This is a genomic window from Phocaeicola plebeius DSM 17135 (genome assembly GCF_000187895.1).
Taxonomy (GTDB): Bacteria; Bacteroidota; Bacteroidia; order Bacteroidales; family Bacteroidaceae; genus Phocaeicola; species Phocaeicola plebeius.
Map to the genome: position 1 here is coordinate 440889 of NZ_DS990119.1, position 25110 is coordinate 465998.

Annotated in this window: 23 protein-coding genes; 4 read left to right on the forward strand and 19 right to left on the reverse strand. The window is 52.8% G+C overall.

Annotated features, from left to right (window positions below):
* Positions 1-19: 19 nt before the first annotated feature.
* The gene (ppdK, locus tag BACPLE_RS03045; RefSeq protein ID WP_007558829.1) at positions 20-2746 is read right to left on the reverse strand and encodes a pyruvate, phosphate dikinase; all 2727 of its coding nucleotides are present in this window, start codon (positions 2744-2746) and stop codon (positions 20-22) included.
* A 212-nt stretch (positions 2747-2958) separates the two neighbouring features.
* On the opposite strand from ppdK, the gene rlmD reads away from it, so the two are divergent.
* From rlmD to BACPLE_RS03065, 4 genes are all read left to right on the forward strand, one after another.
* Positions 2959-4377, forward strand: a complete 1419-nt coding sequence (gene rlmD, locus BACPLE_RS03050) for a 23S rRNA (uracil(1939)-C(5))-methyltransferase RlmD (RefSeq protein ID WP_007558832.1) — start codon at positions 2959-2961, stop codon at positions 4375-4377.
* Positions 4378-4418: 41 nt separating this feature from the next.
* A complete protein-coding gene (locus BACPLE_RS03055; RefSeq protein WP_007558834.1) occupies positions 4419-5345 on the forward strand; it encodes an RluA family pseudouridine synthase in 927 nt (308 codons plus the stop codon).
* 9 nt (positions 5346-5354) lie between these two features.
* The gene (locus BACPLE_RS03060; RefSeq protein WP_007558836.1) at positions 5355-5981 is read left to right on the forward strand and encodes an HAD family hydrolase; all 627 of its coding nucleotides are present in this window, start codon (positions 5355-5357) and stop codon (positions 5979-5981) included.
* Positions 5982-6170: 189 nt separating this feature from the next.
* Complete coding sequence (locus BACPLE_RS03065) at positions 6171-6596, forward strand: hypothetical protein (protein ID WP_148374636.1); 426 nt, start codon at positions 6171-6173, stop codon at positions 6594-6596.
* A gap of 203 nt (positions 6597-6799) precedes the next feature.
* Here the strand turns inward: BACPLE_RS03065 and BACPLE_RS03070 are convergent, their stop codons facing one another.
* The 18 genes from BACPLE_RS03070 to BACPLE_RS03155 form a co-directional block, all read right to left on the reverse strand.
* Positions 6800-7687, reverse strand: coding sequence for a F0F1 ATP synthase subunit gamma (locus BACPLE_RS03070; RefSeq protein WP_007558843.1), 888 nt, complete (start codon positions 7685-7687; stop codon positions 6800-6802).
* Positions 7688-7692: 5 nt separating this feature from the next.
* Positions 7693-9282, reverse strand: coding sequence for a F0F1 ATP synthase subunit alpha (gene atpA, locus BACPLE_RS03075; protein ID WP_007558844.1), 1590 nt, complete (start codon positions 9280-9282; stop codon positions 7693-7695).
* 95 nt (positions 9283-9377) lie between these two features.
* Positions 9378-9932: a F0F1 ATP synthase subunit delta gene (locus BACPLE_RS03080; protein WP_007558846.1), complete on the reverse strand. Its 555-nt coding sequence runs from the start codon at positions 9930-9932 to the stop codon at positions 9378-9380.
* 6 nt (positions 9933-9938) lie between these two features.
* Positions 9939-10442: a F0F1 ATP synthase subunit B gene (gene atpF, locus BACPLE_RS03085; protein WP_007558848.1), complete on the reverse strand. Its 504-nt coding sequence runs from the start codon at positions 10440-10442 to the stop codon at positions 9939-9941.
* 19 nt (positions 10443-10461) lie between these two features.
* Complete coding sequence (atpE, locus tag BACPLE_RS03090) at positions 10462-10716, reverse strand: ATP synthase F0 subunit C (RefSeq protein WP_007558852.1); 255 nt, start codon at positions 10714-10716, stop codon at positions 10462-10464.
* Positions 10717-10762: 46 nt separating this feature from the next.
* Positions 10763-11821: a F0F1 ATP synthase subunit A gene (atpB, locus tag BACPLE_RS03095; protein WP_185150576.1), complete on the reverse strand. Its 1059-nt coding sequence runs from the start codon at positions 11819-11821 to the stop codon at positions 10763-10765.
* On the reverse strand, positions 11739-12230 hold the full coding sequence (locus BACPLE_RS03100) for a hypothetical protein (RefSeq protein WP_007558857.1): 492 nt from the start codon (positions 12228-12230) through the stop codon (positions 11739-11741). Before BACPLE_RS03100 ends, atpB begins: the two co-directional genes overlap by 83 nt.
* A 69-nt stretch (positions 12231-12299) precedes the next feature.
* Positions 12300-12545: a F0F1 ATP synthase subunit epsilon gene (locus BACPLE_RS03105; RefSeq protein ID WP_007558858.1), complete on the reverse strand. Its 246-nt coding sequence runs from the start codon at positions 12543-12545 to the stop codon at positions 12300-12302.
* Positions 12546-12614: 69 nt separating this feature from the next.
* Positions 12615-14144, reverse strand: a complete 1530-nt coding sequence (gene atpD / locus BACPLE_RS03110) for a F0F1 ATP synthase subunit beta (protein WP_007558860.1) — start codon at positions 14142-14144, stop codon at positions 12615-12617.
* Positions 14145-14469: 325 nt separating this feature from the next.
* Positions 14470-14880, reverse strand: a complete 411-nt coding sequence (locus tag BACPLE_RS03115; protein WP_157131879.1) for a lipocalin-like domain-containing protein — start codon at positions 14878-14880, stop codon at positions 14470-14472.
* A 46-nt stretch (positions 14881-14926) separates the two neighbouring features.
* The gene (locus BACPLE_RS03120) at positions 14927-16114 is read right to left on the reverse strand and encodes a hypothetical protein (RefSeq protein ID WP_007558864.1); all 1188 of its coding nucleotides are present in this window, start codon (positions 16112-16114) and stop codon (positions 14927-14929) included.
* 21 nt (positions 16115-16135) lie between these two features.
* Positions 16136-16780 (reverse strand): ATP-binding cassette domain-containing protein, encoded by a 645-nt coding sequence (locus BACPLE_RS03125; RefSeq protein ID WP_007558866.1) that lies wholly within the window; start codon positions 16778-16780, stop codon positions 16136-16138.
* 78 nt (positions 16781-16858) lie between these two features.
* Positions 16859-18358 carry a DUF4836 family protein gene (locus BACPLE_RS03130; RefSeq protein WP_157131880.1) on the reverse strand — a complete coding sequence of 500 codons (1500 nt, stop codon included), beginning with the start codon at positions 18356-18358 and terminating at the stop codon, positions 16859-16861.
* Between the two features lie 30 nt (positions 18359-18388).
* A complete protein-coding gene (locus BACPLE_RS03135; protein ID WP_007558870.1) occupies positions 18389-19090 on the reverse strand; it encodes a 16S rRNA (uracil(1498)-N(3))-methyltransferase in 702 nt (233 codons plus the stop codon).
* Positions 19091-19094: 4 nt separating this feature from the next.
* Positions 19095-19799 carry a bifunctional nuclease domain-containing protein gene (locus BACPLE_RS03140; RefSeq protein WP_007558872.1) on the reverse strand — a complete coding sequence of 235 codons (705 nt, stop codon included), beginning with the start codon at positions 19797-19799 and terminating at the stop codon, positions 19095-19097.
* A gap of 13 nt (positions 19800-19812) precedes the next feature.
* Positions 19813-21078 (reverse strand): MFS transporter, encoded by a 1266-nt coding sequence (locus BACPLE_RS03145; protein ID WP_007558874.1) that lies wholly within the window; start codon positions 21076-21078, stop codon positions 19813-19815.
* 22 nt (positions 21079-21100) lie between these two features.
* Positions 21101-23545 carry an SLBB domain-containing protein gene (locus BACPLE_RS03150; protein ID WP_007558876.1) on the reverse strand — a complete coding sequence of 815 codons (2445 nt, stop codon included), beginning with the start codon at positions 23543-23545 and terminating at the stop codon, positions 21101-21103.
* Positions 23546-23943: 398 nt separating this feature from the next.
* The gene (locus BACPLE_RS03155) at positions 23944-25050 is read right to left on the reverse strand and encodes an MraY family glycosyltransferase (protein ID WP_007558878.1); all 1107 of its coding nucleotides are present in this window, start codon (positions 25048-25050) and stop codon (positions 23944-23946) included.
* Between the last annotated feature and the right edge of the window lie 60 nt (positions 25051-25110).

Below are 25110 nucleotides of genomic sequence, written 5' to 3' on the forward strand. Positions count from 1 at the left end.
ATGTTAAAAAATCATCAAATTACAAACTTTCTTCAATCACAGCCTGCGCCGCAGCCAGTCTTGCGATAGGCACGCGGAACGGTGAGCAGCTCACGTAATCCAGACCTACCTTGTGGCAGAACTTCACGGACATCGGTTCACCACCGTGTTCACCGCAGATACCGCATTTCAGTTCCGGACGTACGGAACGGCCTTTGGCTACCGCCATCTTGATAAGCTGGCCCACACCATTCTGGTCGAGTACCTGGAACGGGTCTACCTTCAGAATCTTCTTTTCCAGGTAAACCGGCAAGAAGGAAGCGATATCGTCACGAGAGTAACCGAAGGTCATCTGAGTCAGGTCGTTCGTACCGAATGAGAAGTATTCGGCATGTGAAGCGATGCGGTCGGCAGTCAGGGCGGCACGCGGCACTTCAATCATGGTTCCCACCTTGAACGGAATTTCCACGCCTTCTTCCTTGAACAGTTTGGCAGCAGTTTCACGGATCACCTTTTCCTGTGCTTCGAATTCATACAGGATACCAATCAGCGGCACCATGATTTCAGGATGCGGGTCGTAACCTTCCTTCTTCAGTTCGCAGGCAGCACCCAGGATGGCGCGAGTCTGCATTTCAGTGATTTCCGGATACGTATTTCCCAGACGGCAACCACGGTGACCCAGCATCGGGTTGTGTTCGCACAGGCTTTCCACGCGCTGGCGGATATATTCTACGGTCACACCCATGGCCTGTGCCATTTCTTCCTGACCTTTCAAATCGTGCGGAACGAATTCATGCAACGGCGGGTCGAGCAGACGTACGTTGACAGGCAGTCCGTCCATGGTCTTGAAGATTTCCTTGAAGTCGGCTTTCTGGTAAGGCAACAGTTTGTCGAGGGCTTTCTTGCGGCCTTCCACGTCCTTAGCCAGAATCATTTCACGCATAGCTACAATCTTTTCGTCGTCGAAGAACATGTGTTCCGTACGGCACAGACCGATACCTACGGCACCGAAGCCACGGGCATCCTGTGCGTTGCGCGGCGTATCAGCATTGGTGCGGACTTTCAGGCGGGCATATTTGTCGCAGAGTTCCATCAGTTCGGCAAAGTTACCCGAAAGTTTGGCCGGCTGAGTCGGAATTTCTCCGGCATATACATATCCCTTGGTTCCGTTGATAGAAATATAATCACCTTCTTTCAGTACGACTCCGTCAATTTCTACCGTACGAGCCTTGTAGTCTACGTTGATGGCTCCGGCACCTGATACACAGCACTTACCCATTCCGCGAGCTACTACGGCTGCGTGTGAAGTCATACCTCCACGGGCAGTCAGGATACCTTCTGCAGCCTGCATACCAGCCAGGTCTTCTGGAGAAGTTTCAATACGTACCAGTACCACGCGATGGCCGTTATTATGCCATTCAGCAGCATCTTCTGCGAAGAAGACGATGCGTCCGCAGGCAGCACCCGGAGAGGCCGGCAAACCACGTGTCAGCACACGGGCACGTGACAGTTCTTCCTTGTCGAATACCGGATGCAGCAGTTCGTCCAGCTTGTTGGGTTCGCAGCGCATCAAAGCGGTCTTTTCGTCAATCATGCCCTGATGCAGCATTTCCATGGCGATGCGCACCATAGCGGCACCTGTACGCTTACCGTTACGGGTCTGGAGGAACCAGAGTTTGCCTTCCTGCACGGTAAATTCCATGTCCTGCATATCGTGGTAGTGATTTTCCAGTTTGGTCTGGAGTTCATCGAGTTCCTTGTAAATCTTCGGCATGGCTTCTTCCATAGAAGGATATTTGGCCACACGTTCTGCTTCGGAGATACCCTGCAGTTCGGCCCAGCGCTGAGAACCGATTTTGGTAATCTGCTGCGGAGTACGGATACCGGCTACAACGTCTTCACCCTGCGCATTGATCAGGTATTCACCGTTGAACAGGTCTTCACCGGTAGCGGCGTCGCGTGAGAAGCATACACCCGTAGCCGAAGTCTCACCCATGTTACCGAATACCATGGCCTGTACGTTCACAGCTGTTCCCCACTCTGCCGGAATGCCTTCCATCTTACGGTAAAGGATGGCGCGTTCGTTCATCCATGAATCGAATACGGCACAGATGGCGCCCCACAACTGTTCGTAGGCACATGACGGGAATTCCTGTCCGGTCTGTTTCTTCACAGCTTCCTTGAAGCGGACTACCAGGGTCTTCAGGTCGTCCACGTCGAGTTCGTTGTCCAGACGCACGCCTTTAGCCTTCTTCACTTCCTCAATGATGGCTTCAAACGGATCGATGTCTTCCTTGTTCACGGGTTTCATGCCCAGCACCACGTCGCCGTACATCTGTACAAAGCGGCGGTAAGAGTCCCACGCAAAGCGAGGGTTGTTGGTTTTGCGAGCCAGTCCTTCTACTACTTCATCGTTCAGACCCAGGTTCAGAATGGTGTCCATCATCCCCGGCATGGACGCTCTGGCACCCGAACGTACGGAAACGAGCAACGGATTTTCCACATCACCGAACTTCGACTTCATCAGGGCTTCTACTCCTTTGATGGATTTTTCCACGTCGTCTTTCAGCAGCGCAACCACTGCTTCTTTTCCTTTTTCAAAATATTCGTTGCAGACTTCGGTTGTTATGGTGAATCCGGGAGGTACAGGCACCCCGATCAGGTTCATCTCGGCCAGGTTTGCGCCCTTGCCACCCAGAAGATTTCTCATGTCAGCTTTTCCTTCAGCTTGTCCGTTTCCAAAAGTATAGACTCTTTTCTTTTCCATGTTTTCTTATATTTGATAAGGTTCAATAATGTTTTTCGTTGGTCAACCGCTGGCAAATCTATATATATTTTATTGAATCCCAAATTTTGTGAAGATATTTTTCGACATATTTTGCAACATAGAGTTTGCAAAATGAACTTCTTCGAAAAACATGGAAGAATGTCAGGAAAAATGTATAAATTTGCTCCCAAATTGGTTTTATTGAAAAGAACGTGGCAAGAAAGAAAAAAGAACTGCCTTTACTGGAGAAGGTAACGATAACAGACGTAGCCGCAGAAGGAAAAGCCGTGGCTAAAGTGAACGAGTTGGTAATATTTGTCCCGTATGTAGTGCCGGGCGACGTAGTCGATTTACAGGTGAAGCGCAAGAAGAACCATTACGCCGAAGCGGTGGCGGTAAAGTTCCATGAGAAATCACCCCTGCGCACGGAGCCGTTCTGCAGTCACTTCGGAGTGTGCGGAGGATGCAAATGGCAATGTCTTTCTTACGAGGAACAGCTCAAGTACAAGCAGAAACAAGTGTTCGACAACCTCACCCGCATCGGGAAGGTGGAACTGCCGGAATTCCGTCCTATCTTAGGCTCGGAAAAGACCCGCTTTTACCGTAACAAGCTGGAGTTTACATTCTCCAACAAGCGCTGGCTTACGGAAGAGGAGGTGAAGCAGGACGTGAAGTACGACCAGATGAATGCCGTGGGATTCCACATTCCGGGGGCGTTCGACAAGGTGCTGGCCATCGACAAGTGCTGGTTGCAGGACGACATTTCCAACCAGATCCGCAATGCCGTACGCGACTATGCCTACGCGCACAACTTCCCGTTCTTCGACTTGCGCACGCAGGAAGGACTTCTTCGTAACATCATGATCCGTACCTCGTCTACGGGCGAACTGATGGTGGTGCTGCAGTGCAAGGTGACCGACGACGAAGGCCGCCGCAAGATGGAAGAGATTCTGCAGTTTATGGCCGACAGCTTCCCGCAGATTACTTCGCTGATGTATGTCATCAACAACAAGTGTAACGACACCATCGGCGACCTCGACGTGGAGGTGTTCAAAGGCAACGACCACATCTTCGAGGAGATGGAGGGACTGCGCTTCAAGGTGGGACCGAAATCGTTCTATCAGACGAACTCTGAACAGGCCTATAATTTATATAAGGTGGCACGTGAGTTTGCCGGACTTACGGGCAACGAGCTGGTGTACGACCTCTACACGGGTACAGGTACCATCGCCAACTTCGTGGCACGCCAGGCACGCAAGGTGGTGGGCATCGAATATGTGCCCGAAGCCATCGAGGATGCCAAGGTGAACTCGGCCCTGAACGGCATCGACAACACGCTGTTCTATGCGGGCGACATGAAGGACATCCTTACCAACGACTTCATTGCGGAACACGGACGTCCGGATGTCATCATCACCGACCCTCCCCGCGCAGGTATGCACAATGACGTAATCGACGTGATTCTGGCTGCCGAGCCGAAACGCATCGTCTACGTGAGCTGCAACCCGGCCACACAGGCACGCGACCTCCAGCTGCTCGACGGCAAGTACAAGGTGACTGCCGTACAGCCTGTCGACATGTTCCCTCACACGCATCACGTGGAAAATGTCGTGCAACTGGAAAGACGCTAAACACTCTCCCCTATCTTCTAACTTTTAACTGACGCAACAAAGTGGCAAGAAATAACTCTGGCAACAACGGCCGACGCCCTATCCCGCGTGCCGCAGCCAAATATACAATCTATCCGGTCAATGAACCGGCAGAACTGATGGAGTTCCTTATGAAGAAGATGGACGGCATCAGCCGCACGCGCGTAAAAGCCTTGCTGGCCAACCGCGTGGTGCTGGTGGACAACAACATCCAGACGCAGTACAACTTTCCCCTGAAGCCGGGCATGAAGGTGCAGGTGAGCCGTGAAAAGAACAAACACGAGTTCCGCCACCCCATGCTGAAGATTCTCTACGAGGATGCCTATCTCATCGTGGTAGAGAAGAAGGAAGGACTGCTGTCCGTGGCTACCGACCACCAGAAGGAGCGTACCGCACAGCACATTCTGAATGAGTACGTGAAGCGCACGCACCGCAACAACCGTATCTTCGTGGTGCACCGCCTGGACCGCGAAACCTCAGGCATCATGATGTATGCCAAGGATGAGAAGACGCAGCACACGCTCCGCGACAACTGGCACGACATCGTGTACGACCGCCGCTACGTGTCCATCGTCATGGGCGACATGGAGAAAGACCAGGGCACCGTACGCTCCTGGCTCACCGACCGCAAGCTGTACGTCAGCTCCTCGCCGGTAGACGACGGAGGCAAACTCTCCATCACGCACTACCGCACCATCAAGCGGGCCAACGGCTATTCGCTCATGGAACTGCAACTGGAAACGGGACGCAAGAACCAGATTCGCGTGCACATGCAGTCGCTCGGTCATCCGGTGGTGGGCGATGCACGTTACGGCTGCGAAACCGACCCGCTCGGACGTCTGGCACTCCATGCCTTCAAGCTGTGCTTCTACCACCCGCTTACGGGCGAACGGATGGAATTCGAGACTCCCTATCCTGCCCCGTTCAAGAACCTGATGCTGAGAAAATAAAAACAATATATGATAAAAAACCTGATTTTTGATTTCGGAGGGGTCATCGCCCCTATCAGCCGCGAACAGGCGGTGGAAGCGTTCCGCCAGTTAGGAGTGGCTGATGCCGACCAGCGCCTGGACAAATATCACCAGACGGGAATTTTCCAGGAATTGGAAGAAGGGAAAATTACCCCCGATGAGTTCCAGGAAAAACTGGGACAGTTGTGCGGCGGACGCACACCCAGCTGGGAGGAGACACGCCAGGCATGGCTGGGCTATTTCACCGGACTGGACGAACGCCTGCTCGACTGCCTGAAGGAGCTGCGCAAGCGCTACAAGCTCTTCGTGCTGAGCAACACCAATCCCTACGTGATGGACTGGGCCTGCAGTCCGGCATTCTCCTCAAAGGGGAAACCGCTCACCGACTATTTTGACAAGCTGTACCTCTCCTACCAGATTGGAGTGACTAAGCCCGACCGGCAGATTTTCGACTTCCTGATAGCCGATGCCGACATTCTTCCGTCAGAATCGCTCTTCATTGACGACGGGGCCGGCAATGTAAAGGCAGCCCGCGAACTGGGTTTCCAGACCTACTGCCCGCATAACGGCGAAGACTGGCGCGATGCGCTGGCTGTCCTGCTTCAGAAAGCCTGACCAGGCACAATAATACATCTCCATAACACCCTGCACCGGAAACTTTTCCACCGGCTGCAGGGCTTTTTTATGCGCCAATCCCTACCCCCGATAGGGAAATTCCCCCACAGGAATAGGAAAAATCATTCGTTTGTATGATTTTTTCCGGATACCTTTGTCACATAGAGGAAAACAAACACACAAAGAGTTATGAGAACAAGGGTAAGAAAATTCATGTATATGGCGATGCTGGTCGCACTGACACTCGCCTTCCCGTCGTGTAACGTGGAAATGGAACTGGGAAACAACACCCTGGAATATCGTGAACGCACAGCGTATCTCTGCAGCTACGACTGGCAGGACGACTGGTACGACGACTACGGCTTGCATCACTTTCAGGTGCTGCGCTTCTATACCAACGGAACCGGTGAAGACTTTATCCGCATTCAGGATGCTCACGGACGTTGGGAAGAATATACCTACACCTTCACGTGGGACTGGTACGACGCTTTCTACACCAGCATCCGGTTGAACTACGGCCGAGGCGACTACTCCTACATGGACAATATCCGCCTGGGAGAAGGACGAATGGAATGCCTGCTCGACGGTGCGGCAGTATGTTTCTATAGTTATTAAAAAAAATCAGTAAGAAAAACCGACAGATAAAGCGAACAAAACACGAAATCAGTTTGTTATAGAAATAAATCACCAAAGAATTTCATGTTTTCTTTTTTAAGATAATTAATTTTTTAGTTTATTCGTTCAAAAAAAAACGTATCCTGCCGTGAGACAGCGATACGTTTTTTTATGCAATGAACACAAGAGTTCCGCCCGCGGGGTCAGCTCATGCTGCCACCCACGATGTCCAGCAACTCGTTGGTAATCGCCTGCTGGCGGCTCTTGTTGTAAATCAAGGTCAGTTCCTGAATCAGGTCGTTTGCATTGTCCGTGGCAATCTGCATAGCCATGGTGCGCGCGGCATGTTCCGAAGCCGTGGAGTCAAGCAGCACGGTGTACATCTTCATGCGGAGCACCTTGGGCAGCAACTCCTCCATCACCTGTTCCGGCGACGGTTCGATGAGGTAATCAGCCTGCATGGTTTCCTGCTCCTCTCCCTTCTCGTCCGCATGACCGGCACTCAGGTCGAGCGGCAAGTAAGTTTCCCGCGTCAATACCTGCGAAGAGGTCGACTTGAAGTGGTTGTAGAGCAGCTCCACCTGCTGAATCTCACCGCTGGCAAACCGTGTCATCAGCTCGGCAGCCAGGTCGGCCGCTTCCTGATAGTTCGGTTTTCCGCTCATGTGCTGATAATCGCCGGCCGCCGTCAGTCCCTCCATCTTCTTCACCGCATCGGCCACCTTACGGCCCACCGGATAAATCAGGATGTTCTCACGGCCCACCTTCGGCTCATACTCTGCCACCACCTCGTTCAGGTGACGGATTACATTGGCATTGAATCCGCCGCACAGACTGCTGTTGGAGGCAAACACCACCACGGCCACTTTCTTCACTTCACGTTTCACTGCAAAAGGCGATTCCACGCTCAGCTCCGCGCCCAGGAAATTATTGAGCATGCGGTGCAACCGGCGTTCGTAGGGAAGCATATTTTCAATGGCCTCCTGCGCCTTGTGCAGCTTGGAAGACGCCACCATCTTCATCGCCGAAGTAATCTTCAGCGTGCCGTGGATTGAGTTGATTCTTCCTTTAACTTCTTTCAGTGATGCCATGGGATTTATGCTTTAAATTGTTCGGCTGCGTCTGCGGCCAGTTTTTCAATGAGCGACGTAATTTCGTCGGTAATCTTTCCGGAAGCCAGCACGTCGAGCACATCCTTCTGATGGTTGGCACGCAGGTAAGTCAAGAACGCATCCTGGAAGGCACGTACCTTCGAAATAGGAATGTCGCGCATCAGTCCGTGCGTACCACAGTACAGAATGGCCACCTGTTCGCCTACCGGCATCGGTGAGTACTGCGGCTGAATCAGCAGCTGGTTGTTCTTACGTCCACGGTCGATGGCCATGGCAGTCACAGAGTCCATGTCGCTGCTGAACTTCGAGAAGGCCTCCAGCTCACGATACTGCGCCTGGTCAATCTTCAGCGTACCGGCCACTTTCTTCATACTCTTTATCTGGGCGCTACCACCTACACGCGATACGGAGATACCCACGTTGATAGCCGGACGGAATCCCTGGTTGAACAAGTCGGTTTCCAAGAAGATCTGACCGTCGGTAATGGAAATCACGTTGGTCGGAATGTAGGCAGACACGTCGCCGGCCTGTGTTTCGATAATCGGCAGGGCGGTCAGTGAACCTCCGGCCTTTACCTTACCCTTCAGGCTGGCTGGCAGGTCATTCATCTGTTCGGCCACTTCCTGCTGATTGATAATCTTCGCCGCACGTTCCAGCAGACGAGAGTGCAGGTAGAAGATATCACCCGGATAAGCCTCACGTCCTGACGGACGACGCAGAATCAGTGATACCTCACGGTAGGCCACAGCCTGTTTTGACAAGTCATCGTACACCACCAGTGCATGACGGCCGGTGTCACGGAAGTACTCACCGATGGCAGCTCCCGCAAACGGAGCGAAATACTGCATGGCAGCCGGGTCGGAAGCCGTAGCAGCCACCACAATGGTATAGTCCATCGCACCCTTCTCACGCAGCGCATTCACGATGCTGGCCACGGTAGAACCTTTCTGACCGATGGCCACGTAGATACAGTACACCGGATTTCCTGCCTCGTAGTTGGCACGCTGGTTGATGATGGTATCGATGGCAATGGCCGTCTTACCTGTCTGACGGTCACCGATAATCAACTCACGCTGTCCGCGGCCGATAGGAATCATGGCATCGATGGCCTTCAGTCCCGTCTGCAGCGGTTCCGTTACCGGCTGACGGAAGATAACCCCCGGTGCCTTACGCTCCAGCGGCATCTCGCACAGCTCTCCGCCAATTTCGCCGCGCCCGTCCAAGGGCACACCCAGAGGGTCGATTACACGTCCCAGCATCGATTCTCCCACGTTGATGGAAGCAATGTGCTTCGTACGCTTCACAATCATCCCCTCCTTAATCTGGTCGGTCGGACCCAGAAGCACCGCTCCCACGTTGTCCTCCTCCAGATTCATCACCGTTCCCATGATACCGTTTTCAAACTGCAGCAACTCGTTGGCTTCCGCATTACGCAAACCGTAAATACGGGCCACACCGTCGCTCACCTGAAGCACGGTACCCACTTCGTCGAATTTCAGCGAGTTGTCAATCCCCTTCAACTGTTGGAGCAACACCTCTGAAACTTCGCTGGGTTTTATTGTATTTTCTGGCATAATTCTTTTTAATTAATAATTAATAATGAACAATTAAAAATGAACAATGAATAATAGGAATCGTTTTTCATTATTCATTCTTCATTATTCATTGTTTACACTATTCTCCTGTTTTTCGCGATAAACTGCTGTTTCACGCGCTTCAACTGGTTCGCCACACTGGAGTCCAGGCGAAAGCCACCCAGTTCGATGATGTATCCTCCGATCAGGCTTTTGTCCACCTTCTCTTCCAGAATCACCTCACCGTGCGTCTTCTCGGCAGCCAGTTTCTGCAAGTGTGCCACAAGCTTGGGCGAACTGACGGCAGTGGTAAGCTTTCCGATGAGGATGTGCTTGTCTTCCTGATACAGGTCGATGTACGACCACATCATGAACTGCAAGAACTTCTCCCTTCTGTCTTCCAGCACCAGGCTGAGAAAACGCGTCATCACCTGGCTTACGTCCTTTCCACCCGAAGCCTCGCAAAGCAGCTCCAGCTTCTTGCTTCTCTCCAGCACCGGATTTTCCACGGCACGCCGCAGGGCGGGCACCTCAGCAAAGTGTGCAGCCAGTGTCTTCACCTCTTTGTACACCTTGTCTTCCAGCCCTTCTCCCTTCGCGTATGCCAGCAGTGCCTTCGCGAAACGTCTTGAAACGACTCCTGTATTCATGACACGTTATTTTTTAGAAGTTTCAATCATTTCATCCAGCAGACGGTCAATCAGCGCAGCCTGTTCCTTTTCATCGGCCAGCTTGTTGCGCATAATCTTCTCTGCGATGCCCACTGACAACACGGCTACCTGGCGGCGGATGTCACGGATGGCACTTTCCTTTTCCGTTTCAATCTGCTTCTTCATCTCCTCCATCAGGCGGTTGCCTTCGGCGAAGGCCTTCTCCTGAGCGTCCTTGATGATGCGGTCGCGCGTAGCAGCAGCCTCACTCAGAATGCGGTGCTGTTCTTCACGTGCCTGTGCCAGGAGTTTCTCCCCCTCCACCTTCACGTTGGCCAGCTGTTCGTTGGCCTCGCGCGCCGCCTTGAGCGAATTGTCAATGTATGCTTTCCGGTCCTCCACCGTCTTCAGAATCACCGGGAAGCCGTATTTCGCCAAGATGAAGAACACGACTCCGAAGGTGATGACCATCCAGAACAGCAGCCCCGGATCCGGAGTTAATAATCCCATAACTTATTGTTTTATTTTTTTACAAGAACAAAGTCAACAAACAAACCACGATAGCAATCAGTGCCACACCTTCTACCAGCGCAGCAGCGATAATCATGTTCATACGCAAGTCGCCTGAAGCTTCCGGCTGGCGTGCGATACCTTCCATGGCCGAGCTACCAATTTTACCGATACCGATACCGGCACCCAAAACTGCAATACCTGCACCGATAGCGGCGCCCAACTTACTAATACCTACACCTGCAGCTGCCTGCAATAAAACTGACAATAACATAATTTTCTTGTTTTAAAAGGTTATACTTTAATTTTTTTTGAATCAATTATTTTTCGGCATGTTCCTTCACCTGCGACAGACCGATAAACACGGCCGACAGCATCGTGAAGACGTATGCCTGGATGAATGCCACCAGAATTTCCAGCGCATCCATGAAAATGCTGAATGCCACCGACACCACCGTCATCGAGCCGTTGATTACCGGACCCGACTTCACCGTGATGAAGATAATGGCTACCAGACTGAGCACGGCCGCATGTCCTGCCATGATGTTGGCAAACAAACGGATCATCAGTGCAAACGGTTTGGTAAAGATACCGAAGAATTCAATCAACGGCATCATAGGAATCGGCGCCTTCAGCCACGTAGGCACGTCGGGCCAGAAGATTTCCTTCCAGTAAGCCTTCGTACCATACACGTTGGTCAGCACGAACGTACACAAGGCCAGCACCAGCGTAATGGCGATGTTACCCGTCACGTTGGCACCTCCGGGGAAGATAGGAATCAGCCCCATCAGGTTGTTCACCAGCACGAAGAAGAACGCCGTAAGCAGATAAGGTGCGTAGCGGCGGTAATTCTCGCCGATGCAGCCCTTAATCACGTCGTTGTAGATAGAAAGCACCGTGGCCTCAATCATGCCGACGCCCCCCTTGGGTGCCCCGTCTTCCAGCGGATGTTTCTTGTACCAGCGCACGCAGCTCATCATGATGACCAGCAGCACCGCACTGTTGATAAACAAGCCCAGCACATTCTTCGTGATGGAGATGTCCAGCGGACGCACCTCCTCGCCGGCCGCATTGCGTTCCACGATTTTGCCGTCGTAGGCACCGCCCTCGGCCACGTACAGACCCTCATAAGGACCTTCCTCCAGCCGGGCAGACGAGAACACATGCCAGCCCGTACTGCTTTTCACGATTACCGGCAGCGGAATGCTTACCTCCGTATCGCCAAACTTCGCAATGTGCCACTGGTAGGCATCGCCAATGTGTCCGAACACCAGTTCGTTCACGTCGATGTCCCCCTCAGCGGCCTGTGCCTTCGTCAGCGCAGCCGGAACCGCCATCAGCAGTAACAGCGTTATGACTATGTACCGTAATTTTTTCATCATTAGCTTTTTTTCTTAGTTTGAGTTTCGCTTCAAAAAGAAGGAAAAAACGGGTTTCGAATATCAGAAACGCAAAGTAGAAGAAGATGAAGGTCAGCATGAACGCCACCACTTCATGTCCTATCACAAATCCGTAGAACATCAGCAGCATGGCACTGACAATGAATTTCAGTACCTTGCACACCAGATACGTCATCGCAATCCGTTCCAGCCCCACGCGATAGTTGAACGCGAACATTTCTATGTAAAACAGGCCGAAAAGATAGAAGAATATCGGAATGGCCGGAAACCACAGGAAATACCTGTCGGGAATGAACAGATGATATACCACGGCGACAAAGGTCGTCAGCACAACTCCAATCACGGTCAGTTCTTTTATAAATTTCTTCTTAACGGTCAACAAAAACATAGTATCGTGCGGTTTTTCATCCGGAAAGCCGCCAAAAACATATTCGGTTCATCGCCTGCTTCGCTCCTCTCAGAGTTCCACACAGACTGAAATCTGATTCTCCTTGACTTCCACGAATCCCCCCTTGATTTGCAGGGATTGCGTTTCCTGTCCGGCCACGTATTTCACTTCCCCGGCCGAGAGCGTGGAAATCAGCGGGGCATGGTCGGCCATGACCTGAAATTTTCCTGCGCTTCCCGGAAAGGTAGCCTGGCTCACTTTACCTTCGTAAACCAGCTTTTCGGGTGAAACGATAACCAGATGAAGTTCTTTCATAATTCAATTATTCGTTATTAGCCGCCGGCTTTTCAGCGCCTTCAGCTTTTAACTTTTAACTATTAATTATTAACTCTTAGCCGCTTCCATCAGCTTCTTACCCTTCTCAATGGCGTCCTCAATGGTACCCACGTTCAGGAAAGCCTGTTCAGGCAGATAGTCTACCTCGCCGTCCAGAATCATCTTGAATCCCTTGATGGTGTCTTCTATGGAAACCATCACGCCCGGCACGCCCGTAAACTGCTCGGCCACGGCAAACGGCTGCGAAAGGAATCGCTGCACGCGGCGGGCACGGTTCACCGTCAGACGGTCTTCATCCGAAAGTTCATCCATACCTAAGATAGAGATAATATCCTGAAGCTCCTTGTTGCGCTGCAGAATCTGTTTCACGCGCTGAGCGGTTTCGTAGTGCTCCTTGCCCACAATCAGCGGGTCGAGGATACGCGACGTAGAATCCAGCGGGTCTACAGCCGGATAGATACCCAGCTCAGTAATCTTACGGCTCAACACCGTAGTGGCATCCAGGTGCGTAAAGGTAGTAGCCGGCGCAGGGTCGGTCAAGTCATCGGCCGGCACGTACACCGCCTGCACGGAAGTAATGGAGCCGTTCTTCGTAGAAGTGATACGTTCCTGCATCTGTCCCATTTCCGTAGCCAGCGTAGGCTGGTAACCTACTGCCGAAGGCATACGTCCCAGCAAGGCTGAAACCTCAGAACCTGCCTGCGTAAAACGGAAGATGTTGTCGATAAAGAACAGGATATCGCGCGGACCGTTGTCGCCCGTCTGGCGGTCACGGAACGATTCGGCCAGTGTCAGACCTGACAAGGCTACTGACTGACGGGCACCGGGAGGCTCGTTCATCTGTCCGAACACCATGGCTACCTGCGATTTTTCCACTTCATTGTAATCCACCTTCGAAAGGTCCCAGTTTCCCTCCTCCATGCTCTTGAGGAATTCGTCACCGTAGCGGATTACGCCTGATTCAATCATTTCTCTCAGCAGGTCGTTACCTTCACGGGTACGCTCACCCACTCCTGCAAACACGGAGAAACCATTGTGTTTCTTGGCAATGTTATTGATTAACTCTTTGATGAGCACGGTTTTTCCAACACCCGCCCCACCAAACAGACCGATTTTACCACCCTTCAGGTAAGGTTCCAGCAGGTCAATCACCTTGATACCGGTAAACAATACTTCCTGGGTAGTGGCCAGGTCTTCGAATTTCGGAGGTTCACGGTGAATAGGAAATCCGTCCGTCTTGTCCAGTTCTTTCATACCGTCAATGGTATCACCTACCACATTCATCACACGGCCCTTGATCTGGTTTCCGATAGGCATCGAAATCGGATGCCCTGTAGGAACGACTTCCATTCCGCGCTTCAACCCGTCCGTACTGTCCATGGCCACGCAGCGTACCGTGTCTTCACCGATATGCTGCTGCACTTCAATCACCAGCGTACGCCCGTCGTTACGGGCAATCGTCATGGCATCGTGGATCTTCGGCAAGGCGTGTTCCACGTCTTGTCCTTCTTCAAACTTGAAGTACACATCGACCACCGGACCGATTACCTGCGAAATGTGTCCAACGATTTTTGACATAAGCAATTATTTTAATTTAAAAGAATGAATCATCCATGGTTCTTACCTATTAAACAAACGTCCCGGGTATTTGTTTAAAGTTTGACCATTTCTGTAACGCAAATTTACTGAATAAACTCTCATATATGTAACTCCATGTAACATTTTTTAGACTGATTCCCCTAATAATAGACATAAATCAAGAGATATCGGACAAATGGTTTTACACTTGTTTACACGGAAGCCGGATATCTAAACAAATATTTACAAGATTCAGGGCGTGTGTGCGGCCACACCTACAAAAAAAGCCACATTGCTGTGGCTCTTCTTGTAATAATATGTCTCGTTACACGCGCTTGAAGGTGTAATTGCCTTCCTCGGTGTACATTTCCGATTCAAACGTACAGTCATACGAAGCTTGAATCTCCTCCTCCGTATACGACAGAATCACCACCCGTATGTTGCGGCCACGGTTGTCCGACAGCGTCAGCACTCCCTTGCTCAGCGTCCAGTTGAACGACTCGCCACGGAACGAAGCCGTACCGTCACTTCTTACCGAGAGCGTCTGCCCCACATGGTCGTTCCGGTTCGACTCTTCTTCCGAGTTAGTCCAGTCATTCGCCGTCACCTTCCACGTACCGATAATATCTTCTCTCGACACTTCCACACCCGTCGGGTCTTCCGTGCTACAGCTGGCCATTCCAGCCACCATCAGGATAAAGCTCAAAAAGAGCCATACATTCTTTAGTTTCTTCATTTTCATTTGGTTTTACAGATAATATAACAATTAATATGCGCCTATGCTATTTTTTCACCCGAATGGAATCCACCTTCCGCCGCACGGCCAGCACGTTCAGTACCGATACCAGCAGGAAAAGTCCCCCGGCCGTCAGCAATGCCGGCAGCAGGCTGCCTCCCTGAAAATCGGGCACCATCCGCTGCAGCATGTCCAGATACGCTCCCCGGGCCACGCACACCAGCAGCACGCCCATGGCTGCCACTGCCGCGTTCAGCGCCACCGTGAGCACCTGATACGGACGCGCCACCGCTGCCGGACTGAAGCCTATCATCAGCAGGTTCTCCAGCTTCTTCGTGTTTTTCTGCAACAGCAGGTAGATGCTCAGCATCAGCAGGTAGAACGACAGCACACTGATAATCAGGCCCACCGTGAGCACGATGCCCACCACCATCTTCAGGAACCACGTCGTCTTTCCCGCATCCAGCTTGTCGCCTTCCGTCTCATAGCCTTTCTGCTTGAAATACTTCGCAATGCGGTCGTCCGCTGGATTGTCCACTTCCACAATCAGTCGTGAGGGAGCCGTCTCACCGCCGTCACCCAACCTCGCGTTGGCCCATTCCATGAACGCCTGCGGCACCAGAATCGTGTTCAGCCGGTTGGAGAAACCCACGATACGTCCCTTCATGCGCTCCGTCCGTCCCCGTCCGCTCAGCCGCACGTCCAGCGTCATCATCCCCATCACGCCCTCCGAGAGCTGCGGCAGGTTACGGCTCTGTGCAAAGCCGAAATTATACAGGTTCAGGTAGTTGCGCGGAATGATGATAGGAATTTCGGTCTGCCCCTCGCGATACGTCCAGCCATCCAGCCGCACGTCGACAAACTCATCGGGCACCGACTCAAAGAACATGGCCGTAGAGAGCTGCATGCCCGCCATGCCCATGCCGGCCGACACCTGAAACTGCGCCGGAGTGAACGCCCCCGTCCGCTTGGCAAACGGCTGCGACTCCATGTCGGCTATGTCGGCACGCGAGAACGTACCACCCTTGCCCACCAGGCTGCCCAGCGTGCTCACCTGCTTGCTCACAATCACGTAGTCCTTCTTCATGAAACTGTCGCCCTGCGTAAACACCGGCAACACGTCCTTATAAAACTGTATACTCAACAGCACGATGACCATACCGCACAGGTTGGCCAGGAAGAATCCCGCCAGCTGCGCCACACTGATGTGCTGTCTCAATAATTTCCAGATCATATCCGTCTTCGTTTTAATCCCTTACAAACTCAGCACCCTGTCATACTCCAGCGGCAGGTGCTTGCCGATGGACGTCACAATCACTCCTGCTCCCTGGCGGGCCGCCTCCTCCTTCAGGATGCGCGCCATAATCTGCCCGTTGCCGTCGTCCAGGTGGCTCACCGGCTCATCCAGGAAGAAAAAGTCGGCCGGCTGACACAGCATCCGCACGAAAGCCACGCGCTGCTGCTGTCCGTACGACATCTTGCCCACTTTCACGTCCCACTTGTCGGCGATGCCCAGCTGCTCAAACCAGTCCTTCACCTGCTGCTTGCGGCAGAAGCCCGTCAGCCCGTTCTTCAGCTGCACGTTCTCCCATGCCGTCAGTTCCCCGAACAGGCGGAGCTCCTGAAACAGCATACTCAGCGAACGCTTGCGGATGTCGGTCCACTGCTTCACCGTGAGTTTCCGCACATTCTCCCCGTCGAAGGTGATAATCCCCTGGTAGTCCGTACGGTACCCGTAAATAAAACTGCAAAGCGACGACTTGCCTGTGCCCGACGCCGCTTCAATCAGATACATCTTTCCCTTCTGGAAAGCCACCTGCCGGTGCCACACGTCAGACACGATTCCGTCGCGTCCGGCGAATACCTCCGGCAGGGTTTGCTGTAATTCTATTGTGTTCATTTCATTCAATGAATAATTAATAATGAACAATGAAAAACGAGTGAATGCTCTTCGTTATTCATTATTCATTATTCACTATTAATTATTAACTATCTGTACCAGCTGCTTCAGCGCATTCTCCTTGCGGTTCTTCAGCTGCAACACCATGCGCGCCTTGGTCGGTTCATCCGATTCCACGCTCAGGTAGTCCAGCATGCTCACGTATGGCACCTGCGGAAGCACGGCAGCCAGTGCCTGGAAGTTTACGTTCAGGTAGAAATGCTTGTCCTTCACGTCTTTGGCCCAGTCACAGTCTTTCAGCGACAGTCCCTTCACCTCACGGCCAATCAGGTCTTCCTGATTCGTCAGGTAGAAGCGGTCATCCTTCACGCCCAGCCAGAAAGACACCGGTCCGCGGCCCATGCCCAGCATGGCACCGTTGGCAGCCACAAACTGATAAGCATTCTCGCCCTTGTTTACCAGGCGCATCTGTCCGTTTGTCATGGCCAGCATCGGTTTCAAGTCTTCAAACGTGCGCATAAAGTCACTGTTCGTCACGTCGGCATACAGGATGAAGCCCGGCTTCATCGACATTTCCGGCATGGCCACTGCCACGTCACCCTTCACCGCCTTGAAGATAGCCTCAAAGTCGAGCGGCATCATCGAGTTGTCCAGCTCCTGACGCACCGTCGGGTTCTCGCGCAGCAGTTCGTACGCCTTCTCACCGTTCACGTTGGCAGCCATCCAGCACACCGTATTGGCCGGGAACGTCTTCAGGTACGTACCGTCCAGTTCCCCGCTCACTTCCGCCTGCTTTTGCAGCAACTCCTTGAACTTGCCACCCAGCAGCGCTTCCACTTCCACCACGGCTTTTCCTTCTTCAAAGTCGAGCGTAGTAAACAGTTTCAAATCATTCAGGTTCAAGTCAGCCGGCAGTCCCATGGTCATCGGTCCCCAATAACTTTTCGGCATGGCATCCAGTGCAGTCACCATTGCCACATCCTCGTCGGCATCCTCTAATTTCTTGAATTCCGGAGTGCCCGAATAGCCCTCCCCTTTCTTCTGGCGCAGCCACATCGAAGCCTGATGCTGCAAGTCCTTCGGGTTGCCGTTGCCCGCCAGCATCATGAACGCATCGTCCGTCCAGGCCATCAGTCCGCCGCCACCCACGGTCCAGCGGCAACCGTCGCCGTCGGCAGGCGCCTCACACGCCTTCTGCTCCTGAAGCATTGCAATCAAATCTTCCAGTTTTCCCTTGTCGGCCATGCGCACCAGCACACCGCCCATTTGCATCTGAGAAGCCCCAAAGAAATACACCCGGTCGGTCAGTTTCAGTCCGCTTTCCTCCGGATTCTCCATCAGTTTGTCCACCAGGGCATCCGCATTGCCCTTCAGGCTCGATTTCATCATCTGCCCCATCGACTGCTTTGCCTGATCGTTCAGGTCACACTTCTGTGCCATATCCATCAGGTCGAACGAGAATACAGCAGCCGCATCTTTCGGCAATGCATTGGTGTACGCATTGTCTTCCCCGCAGGCAGACAACAGGAAAGCCATACCCAGTGCCAGGCTTCCCATCCATTTCCATGTCTTTTTCATAATCATTTATTTAAAAGTTACACATCACCTTCATTCCGCGTGTGTCAGGTTCATCAGGTGTACGGCCACCAGCGCCGCCGTCTCCGTGCGCAGACGCGACTTGCCCAGGCTCACGGCCTGAAAACCTTTTTCAGCCGCCAGTGCCACTTCCTCCGGACTAAAGTCCCCCTCCGGGCCAATCAGCACCACGGCATCCTCATCCTTGCGGAGCACATCGCGCAGAAGGGGCTTTTCCCCCTCATAACAGTGCGCAATGAACTTCTGCCCCGTAAATTCCCGCTCCATAAAGCGGCGGAAATCCGTCATCTCGTTTACCACCGGCTTGCGCGCCTTGAGCGACTGCTTTACGGCCGACACCACGATTTTCTCCACCCGTTCCGTCTTGATAACCTTCCGTTCCGAAAAACGGCAGTTCAGGAAAGTCAGCTCGTCGAAACCGATTTCCGTGGCCTTTTCCGCCAGCCATTCCATGCGGTCCATGTTCTTGGTAGGTGCCAGTGCCAGGTGCAGATGCCCTTTCCAGAAAGGTTCCTGCTCCGTTTTCTCCACCACCTTCACCACACAGCGCTTCTGCGTGGCAGCCGAAATGACCGCCCGATAGAAGCAGCCTTTCCCGTCGGTCAGGGTAATCTCCTCGCCCACTCCCAGGCGCAACACCCGCAGACAGTGTCCGGCCTCTTCCTCCGGCAGCTCCATGGTCTGCGCAATATCCGGTGCATAAAACACGTGCATAGACTTATTCCTTTTCGTTAGCTTCTTCTTCCAGACTGTCGTCTGTTTCCCCTCTCTCCTTACGAGCCTGCATTTCGCGCTTAATCAGCTCTGCATACTCGTAGTTTTCCTCACGGATGGCCTTTTCCATCTCCTTCTCCAGGTAAAACATCGGCAATCCGCGCAACAACGCCGCCTGCAAGTGCGATACAGACTTCTTGGCAAAATCCGGCACCCGGTTTTCCAGCATCTCCGTTCTGATATAGAACGGTGCCTCTCCCAGGGTAGCGAGCACCAGCGCATCGGCCAGTTTCACGGTCAGTTCCACCACCGTGCCGTCCGCCTTGCGCATATAGACACTGGTCTGCGGTACCTGGTCTTCCTTTCCCCACAGCACAGCCTTTTCCACCGTAGCCCCATAATGCTCCTTCAGCATCTTCAGCATCTGGTAGTGCACCGAAAGGTCCACCGCCTCCGGCGCATCCAGCGACACGTCCAGCAAGTCTGCTTCGTCGGCATTGATGATAGCCATGAACTTACGGTGCGGCTCTTCCTTCTCTTCCAGCATCATCTTGTAATTGTAGCCGTTTGCCATCAGCATATCCATTTTGTCCGCATCCGTCAGCACCTCATCGAATGTCAGGTCCTTTACCAGTTCTACCGGGTTTATCATCTCTGTAATGTAGCTGACTTTCAGTTCTGTCAGTCCTTCGTTTCCTTTGAATTCCATAGTGAAATCTCATTTAATTGTTATTACTATTATGCTTATATTTAAATACCACTGAAAAGACTACGGCCACCACCAGCGCATAAGCTGCAAACACGAACCATGCGTAGCTCCAGCCTTCCACCTGCGGCGCCTGCGAGTTGAAGTCCACAAAGCAGTTCACCACCGCCTGCGCACTCAGCGTACCCACCGTAGCACCGATACCGTTGGTCATGATAATGAACAGTCCCTGCGCGCTCGAGCGGATAGACAGATCCGTCTCCTTGTCGACAAACAGCGAACCCGACACGTTGAAGAAGTCGAATGCCACGCCATACACCAGCATGGACAGCACGAACATCCACACCCCGCTGCCCGGGTCACCCAGGCCGAACAGTCCGAAGCGGAGCACCCATGCCACCATGGCAATCAGCATCACCCGCTTGATGCCGAAACGTCCCAGGAAGAACGGAATCAGCAGGATACAGCACGTTTCACTGATTTGCGAGAGCGAAATCAGCAGGTTGGCATGCTGCACGCCAAACGTGTCGGCATATTCCGGAATGGCGCTGAAGCTGGTGATAAACGGATTGGCAAACCCGTTCGTAATCTGCAGCGACACACCCAGCAGCATCGAGAAGATGAAGAACACCGCCATCTTGCGGTTCTTGAACAGCAGAAACGCCTTCAGTCCCAGTGCCTCCACCAGCGACTTGCGTCCTCCCTGTGCACGGCTCACCGGACATTCCGGCAGTGTCTGGGCATATACAGCCAGCACCACGCCCCAGGCCGCACACGTAAAGAACTGCATATAGTTCGACTGGAATCCCAGCAAATCTACCAGCCACATGGAACAGATGAAACCGATGGTGTCGAACGTACGTATCGGCGGAAAAGCCTTGATGGTGTCCAGTCCCGCCTTATCCAGCGCCGTATAGGCCACCGAATTCGACAAAGCCAGCGTAGGCATGTAGAACGCCACACTCACGGAGTAGAACGAGAACAACGGTGCAAATTCCACCTGCGGTCCCGTAGTCATGGCATAGTAACCCGCTCCTCCCATAAACAAGGCTGCCAGCAAATGGCTCAGCCCCAACAACCGTTGCGCCGGAACCCAGCGGTCGGCAATGATACCCAGCACAGCCGGCATAAACAGGGACACAATCCCCTGCATGGCGTAAAAAATTCCGATATGTCCACCCAGTCCCACGCCTGCCAGGTACGTACCCATCGAAGTAAGATAGGCCCCCCACACAGCAAACTGCAGGAAGTTCATGACAATCAGTCTCAGTTTCATGTTCATATACTCATAGATTTATTAAAGGTTATTTCATCATCGTAGCCAGTGAAGCCAGCATCGTAGCCAGCGAAGCAAACGAAGTCGCATTCGATACCACAGTGGCAAAATTGAACTTCTTCGTCTTGTTCGGCACCACGATTTCGCAGCCCGGCTCAATCTGTTTCTTTCCGCTGCCCTTCACCTCGGCCACCTGTCCGTTCATATAAATAATGAACTTCTGGCTCTTCTTGGCATTGGCAGAGTAGCCTCCCGCCTGGCTCAGGTAGTACTTCACGCTCTTGCCCTTGGCATACGACACCGTGTTCGGCATCATCACCGCTCCGTTCACCTTCACCGTATTGTTGTATTCCGGCACCGTCAGCACATCGCCCTCGCGCAGCACCAGGTCGGCATCACCGCCCGGGTTGGCCAGCGCCGCTTCCAGGTCAATACCCACCGTGAACGTGCTGTCCACCTTCAGTCCCAGCGAAGTAGCCAGGGTCTCACCGATTTCCCGGCGCACCATCTTCACCACATCTTCCATGCGGCGCAGTTCCTCCTCGTTGGCCACACGGCGCAACTTGGCTCCCCGCACATACGCATAGCGGCTCACCCCTCCGGCCCGCTGAATCAGGCTGCTCAGGCGTTCGCTCTTCGTACTCAGCGTATACTCACCCCGGTACAGCACCTCGCCGTCCACCGTCACGTTCACCTGCTCGTTGTAGCTCGGGCTGCGGCGCACGAACACCTGGTCGTAAGGTTGCAGTTCAAATCCCGCCTCACCGTCCACCACGAAGCCGTCCTTCAGGCCGAACGAGAAATTCTGTCCGATCATGTCCGGTTCCGTCGTCCCTTTCGGGTCACGGATGCGCCGCGACACGTCCACACGCACCAGCGAAGCCGATTCCTTCAGTCCGCCCGCCGTAATCACCAGGTCCTCCAGGCTCATGTGGTCGGCATACGTATAGCTTCCCGGTTTGTTCACCTCCCCGCTGATGGTCACCTTGCCCATGTCCTGCAAGTCGTGGATACTCGGAATATACAAAATGTCATTCTTCTGCAAGGCGATGTCGGGCGAAGTTCCCTTCAGAATCCCTTCGATGTCCACCGGCAGCACCTCCTTCGTCAGGTTTTCCCGTTCACGATACAGCACCGCGCGTCCCGTAAACGCATCCCCCAGCAGTCCGTCGGCCTTTTCCACCAGCTGGCGCACCGTGTTAAGCGAACCGCTCAGTTCGAACACACCCGGATGATACACCGCGCCCTTCACCTCCAGACGGTTGTTGAAGCGGTTCAGGATAGAATCCACCGTCACCACATCCCCGTCTATTAATTTAAACGCAGAATAGTCTATATCGTTCACCGTTTTTACGGAAAATTCTTTTCCATCTTTTCGTAACACCCTGATACTCTTCTTGTAAGCATCCGAAGAAAATCCGCCGGCATACTTCAGCAACGTCGCGGCCGACTCCCCGTTCTTCATTTCATAGAACATCGGGCGTTTCACCTTACCCGTAATCTTCACCAGTTCGTCGTAGGTAGGCACAATCACCACATCACCGTCCTGCAGGCGGATGTCGTCCTGAATCTGCCCCTTCATGATGTACTCGTACACATCCAGCCGGGCAATCGTCTTTCCGCCACGGGCCACCTGCACGTTACGCAAGCTACCGATGTCGCTCACCCCGCCCGACGCATACAAGGCATGAAACACCGTCGAGAGCGACGACAGGGCATACGTACCCGGCGCTCTCACCTCTCCCATCACGTTCACCTGGATGGTGCGGATGTTCCCCAGCGTCACCTGTATGTTATTGGCCGAATCCGCATAAATCTTGCCCAGTTCCTGCTTCAGCAGCTGGCGGGCATCCTTAATGGTCATGTTGTTCAGGTATACCGGACCCAGATTGGTGATGTTCACGTAGCCGTCGGGCGAAATCTCCAGCCGCATGGTATTCTGGCTGGCCCCCCACACGTCGACAATCACCTCGTCGCCCGGTCCCAGCCGGTAGTTCTCCGGAGTAGCCATATTCAGGTTCGGCTGGAAAGTAAGCTGTTCAATGTTGAAAATATTGCGACCGAACACGTCATTCTCGCTGGCCGTCGACACCTTCAGCTCCTGACGTTTCTTCATGGTCTCCTTCATCTCGTCCGTATTCGCACCTTCAAGGGCCGCCTCTCCGTCAGTCGCATTGGCCACCGTCGTCTTCCGCGCCCTCGTACCGGTGTCCAGTCCCGAAGCGTCCCCCGTCAGCGAAGAAGAGCCCGAAGTGGAAGTGCCCGAATACTGAGACTTCAAGCGCAACAACTGTTCCTGAGTAGCCCCCTTTGAAAGCAGTTCCATGGCAATGGTCTGCTGGTCTTTCCCCTGCTGAAGTGCTTGCTGTACATATTCTATCACCTGGCTGTCGGTCATTCCGCTTTGGGCATACACAGCCGGCCCTCCCAGCAGAAACAACCACAGCACAACTCTAGCGAACTGTTTTCTCATTTTATTGTCTACGTTTTTGGTTTTAATGACAAAGATACATGAAAAAAAATAACCACCAAGCCCCCAGGGAAAGGAATTACGGCATGGAAACCGAAAAATAGTAAAATCAGACTGTTCCCGCGGTCAATTTACAGGAAACATTCGGGCTTCAAAATATAAATAAAGTTAACAAGGTGCATTTTTCTGTACATTTTATATGTTACATAACATAAAACCCTTACCTTTGCACTGTGTTTTTCATGGTATTAGATTTAAGGTTAATGAAGATTGGGAGTCTGGGAAGATTCCCTTTTTTTATGTCCTTTTCCAGGAAGTTAAAAGCGAACAGTTAAAAAGTAAAAGCGGTACAGTCACCGCATTTCACTTTTCCCTATTCATTCTTCATTTTTCATTATCAATTATTTCATTCTTCTTTTCTTGATCACCTGGTTAAACCACAGGTGAAGCAGCGTCCACGCCACCACGTCAATCACGAACACCAGCGTGTTGTTCATATACTGTATGGCCGTGATGGTAAACGCACAGAAGCAGGCCGACATCAGCTGGATAGTCACCATCGCCTTGCGGGGCGAGAAACCCATCTCCAGGAACTTGTGATGAATATGCGTCTTGTCGGGCATGAACAGCGGCCGTCTGTTGCGCGCACGGCGCAGCACCACACGTACCACGTCCAGACACGGTACCATCAGCACGCTGAACGATACCAGCACCGGACTGCTCTTCACCCTCAGCAGCATATCCGGCTCGTACATGCAGTATTTGATGACAAAAAAGCTCAGAATAAATCCCAGCGTCAAGCTGCCCGTATCCCCCATGAAAATCTTGCGCCCCATGTCGGCATTTCCGAACACGTTGTACGAGAAGAACGGGATGATTACCCCCACCGTCACGAACGCCAGCATGGCATAGCTCCACATCTGGAAATGCACGAACAGCACCCCGAACACCAGCAGTGCCACCATGCTCAGCCCCGACGCCAGTCCGTCGATACCGTCAATCAGGTTGATGGCATTGGTGATGAACACCACCAGCAGCATGGTCAGCGGAATGCCCACCGCCTCCGGAATGAGGTAAATGCCAAAAAGCCCGTAGAAATTGTTGATGTACAAGCCCGCCAGCGGAAACATGGCCGCCGAGATAATCTGCACCAGGAACTTCCGGCGATAGCGCACCCCCACCAGGTCGTCACCGATACCTATAATATATAATAAGGTCATTCCGCCCATCAGGAAAAGAAACTCAGACACCTGCGTCTCCGCCTCCCTCTCCTGCGGTCCGATGCCCAGCACCAGCCGCAAGGCCGTAAACACACAGACTGAAAAAAGAATCACCGGAAAAAACGTCACTCCGCCCAGACGGGGCACCGGACGCTTGTGCACCTTCCGTTCATCGGGCACGTCGAACAGACGCTTCCGCATGGAAATAATCAATACGTTCGGAATGATGATACGGCCCAGAATCACCGCCGAGATAAAGGCCAGGATAACGATATACAGATTTTCCATAACAATCTTGGTTGAATATTGAATATTATTGCAAAGTTACATTTTTATTTCATATCTGCA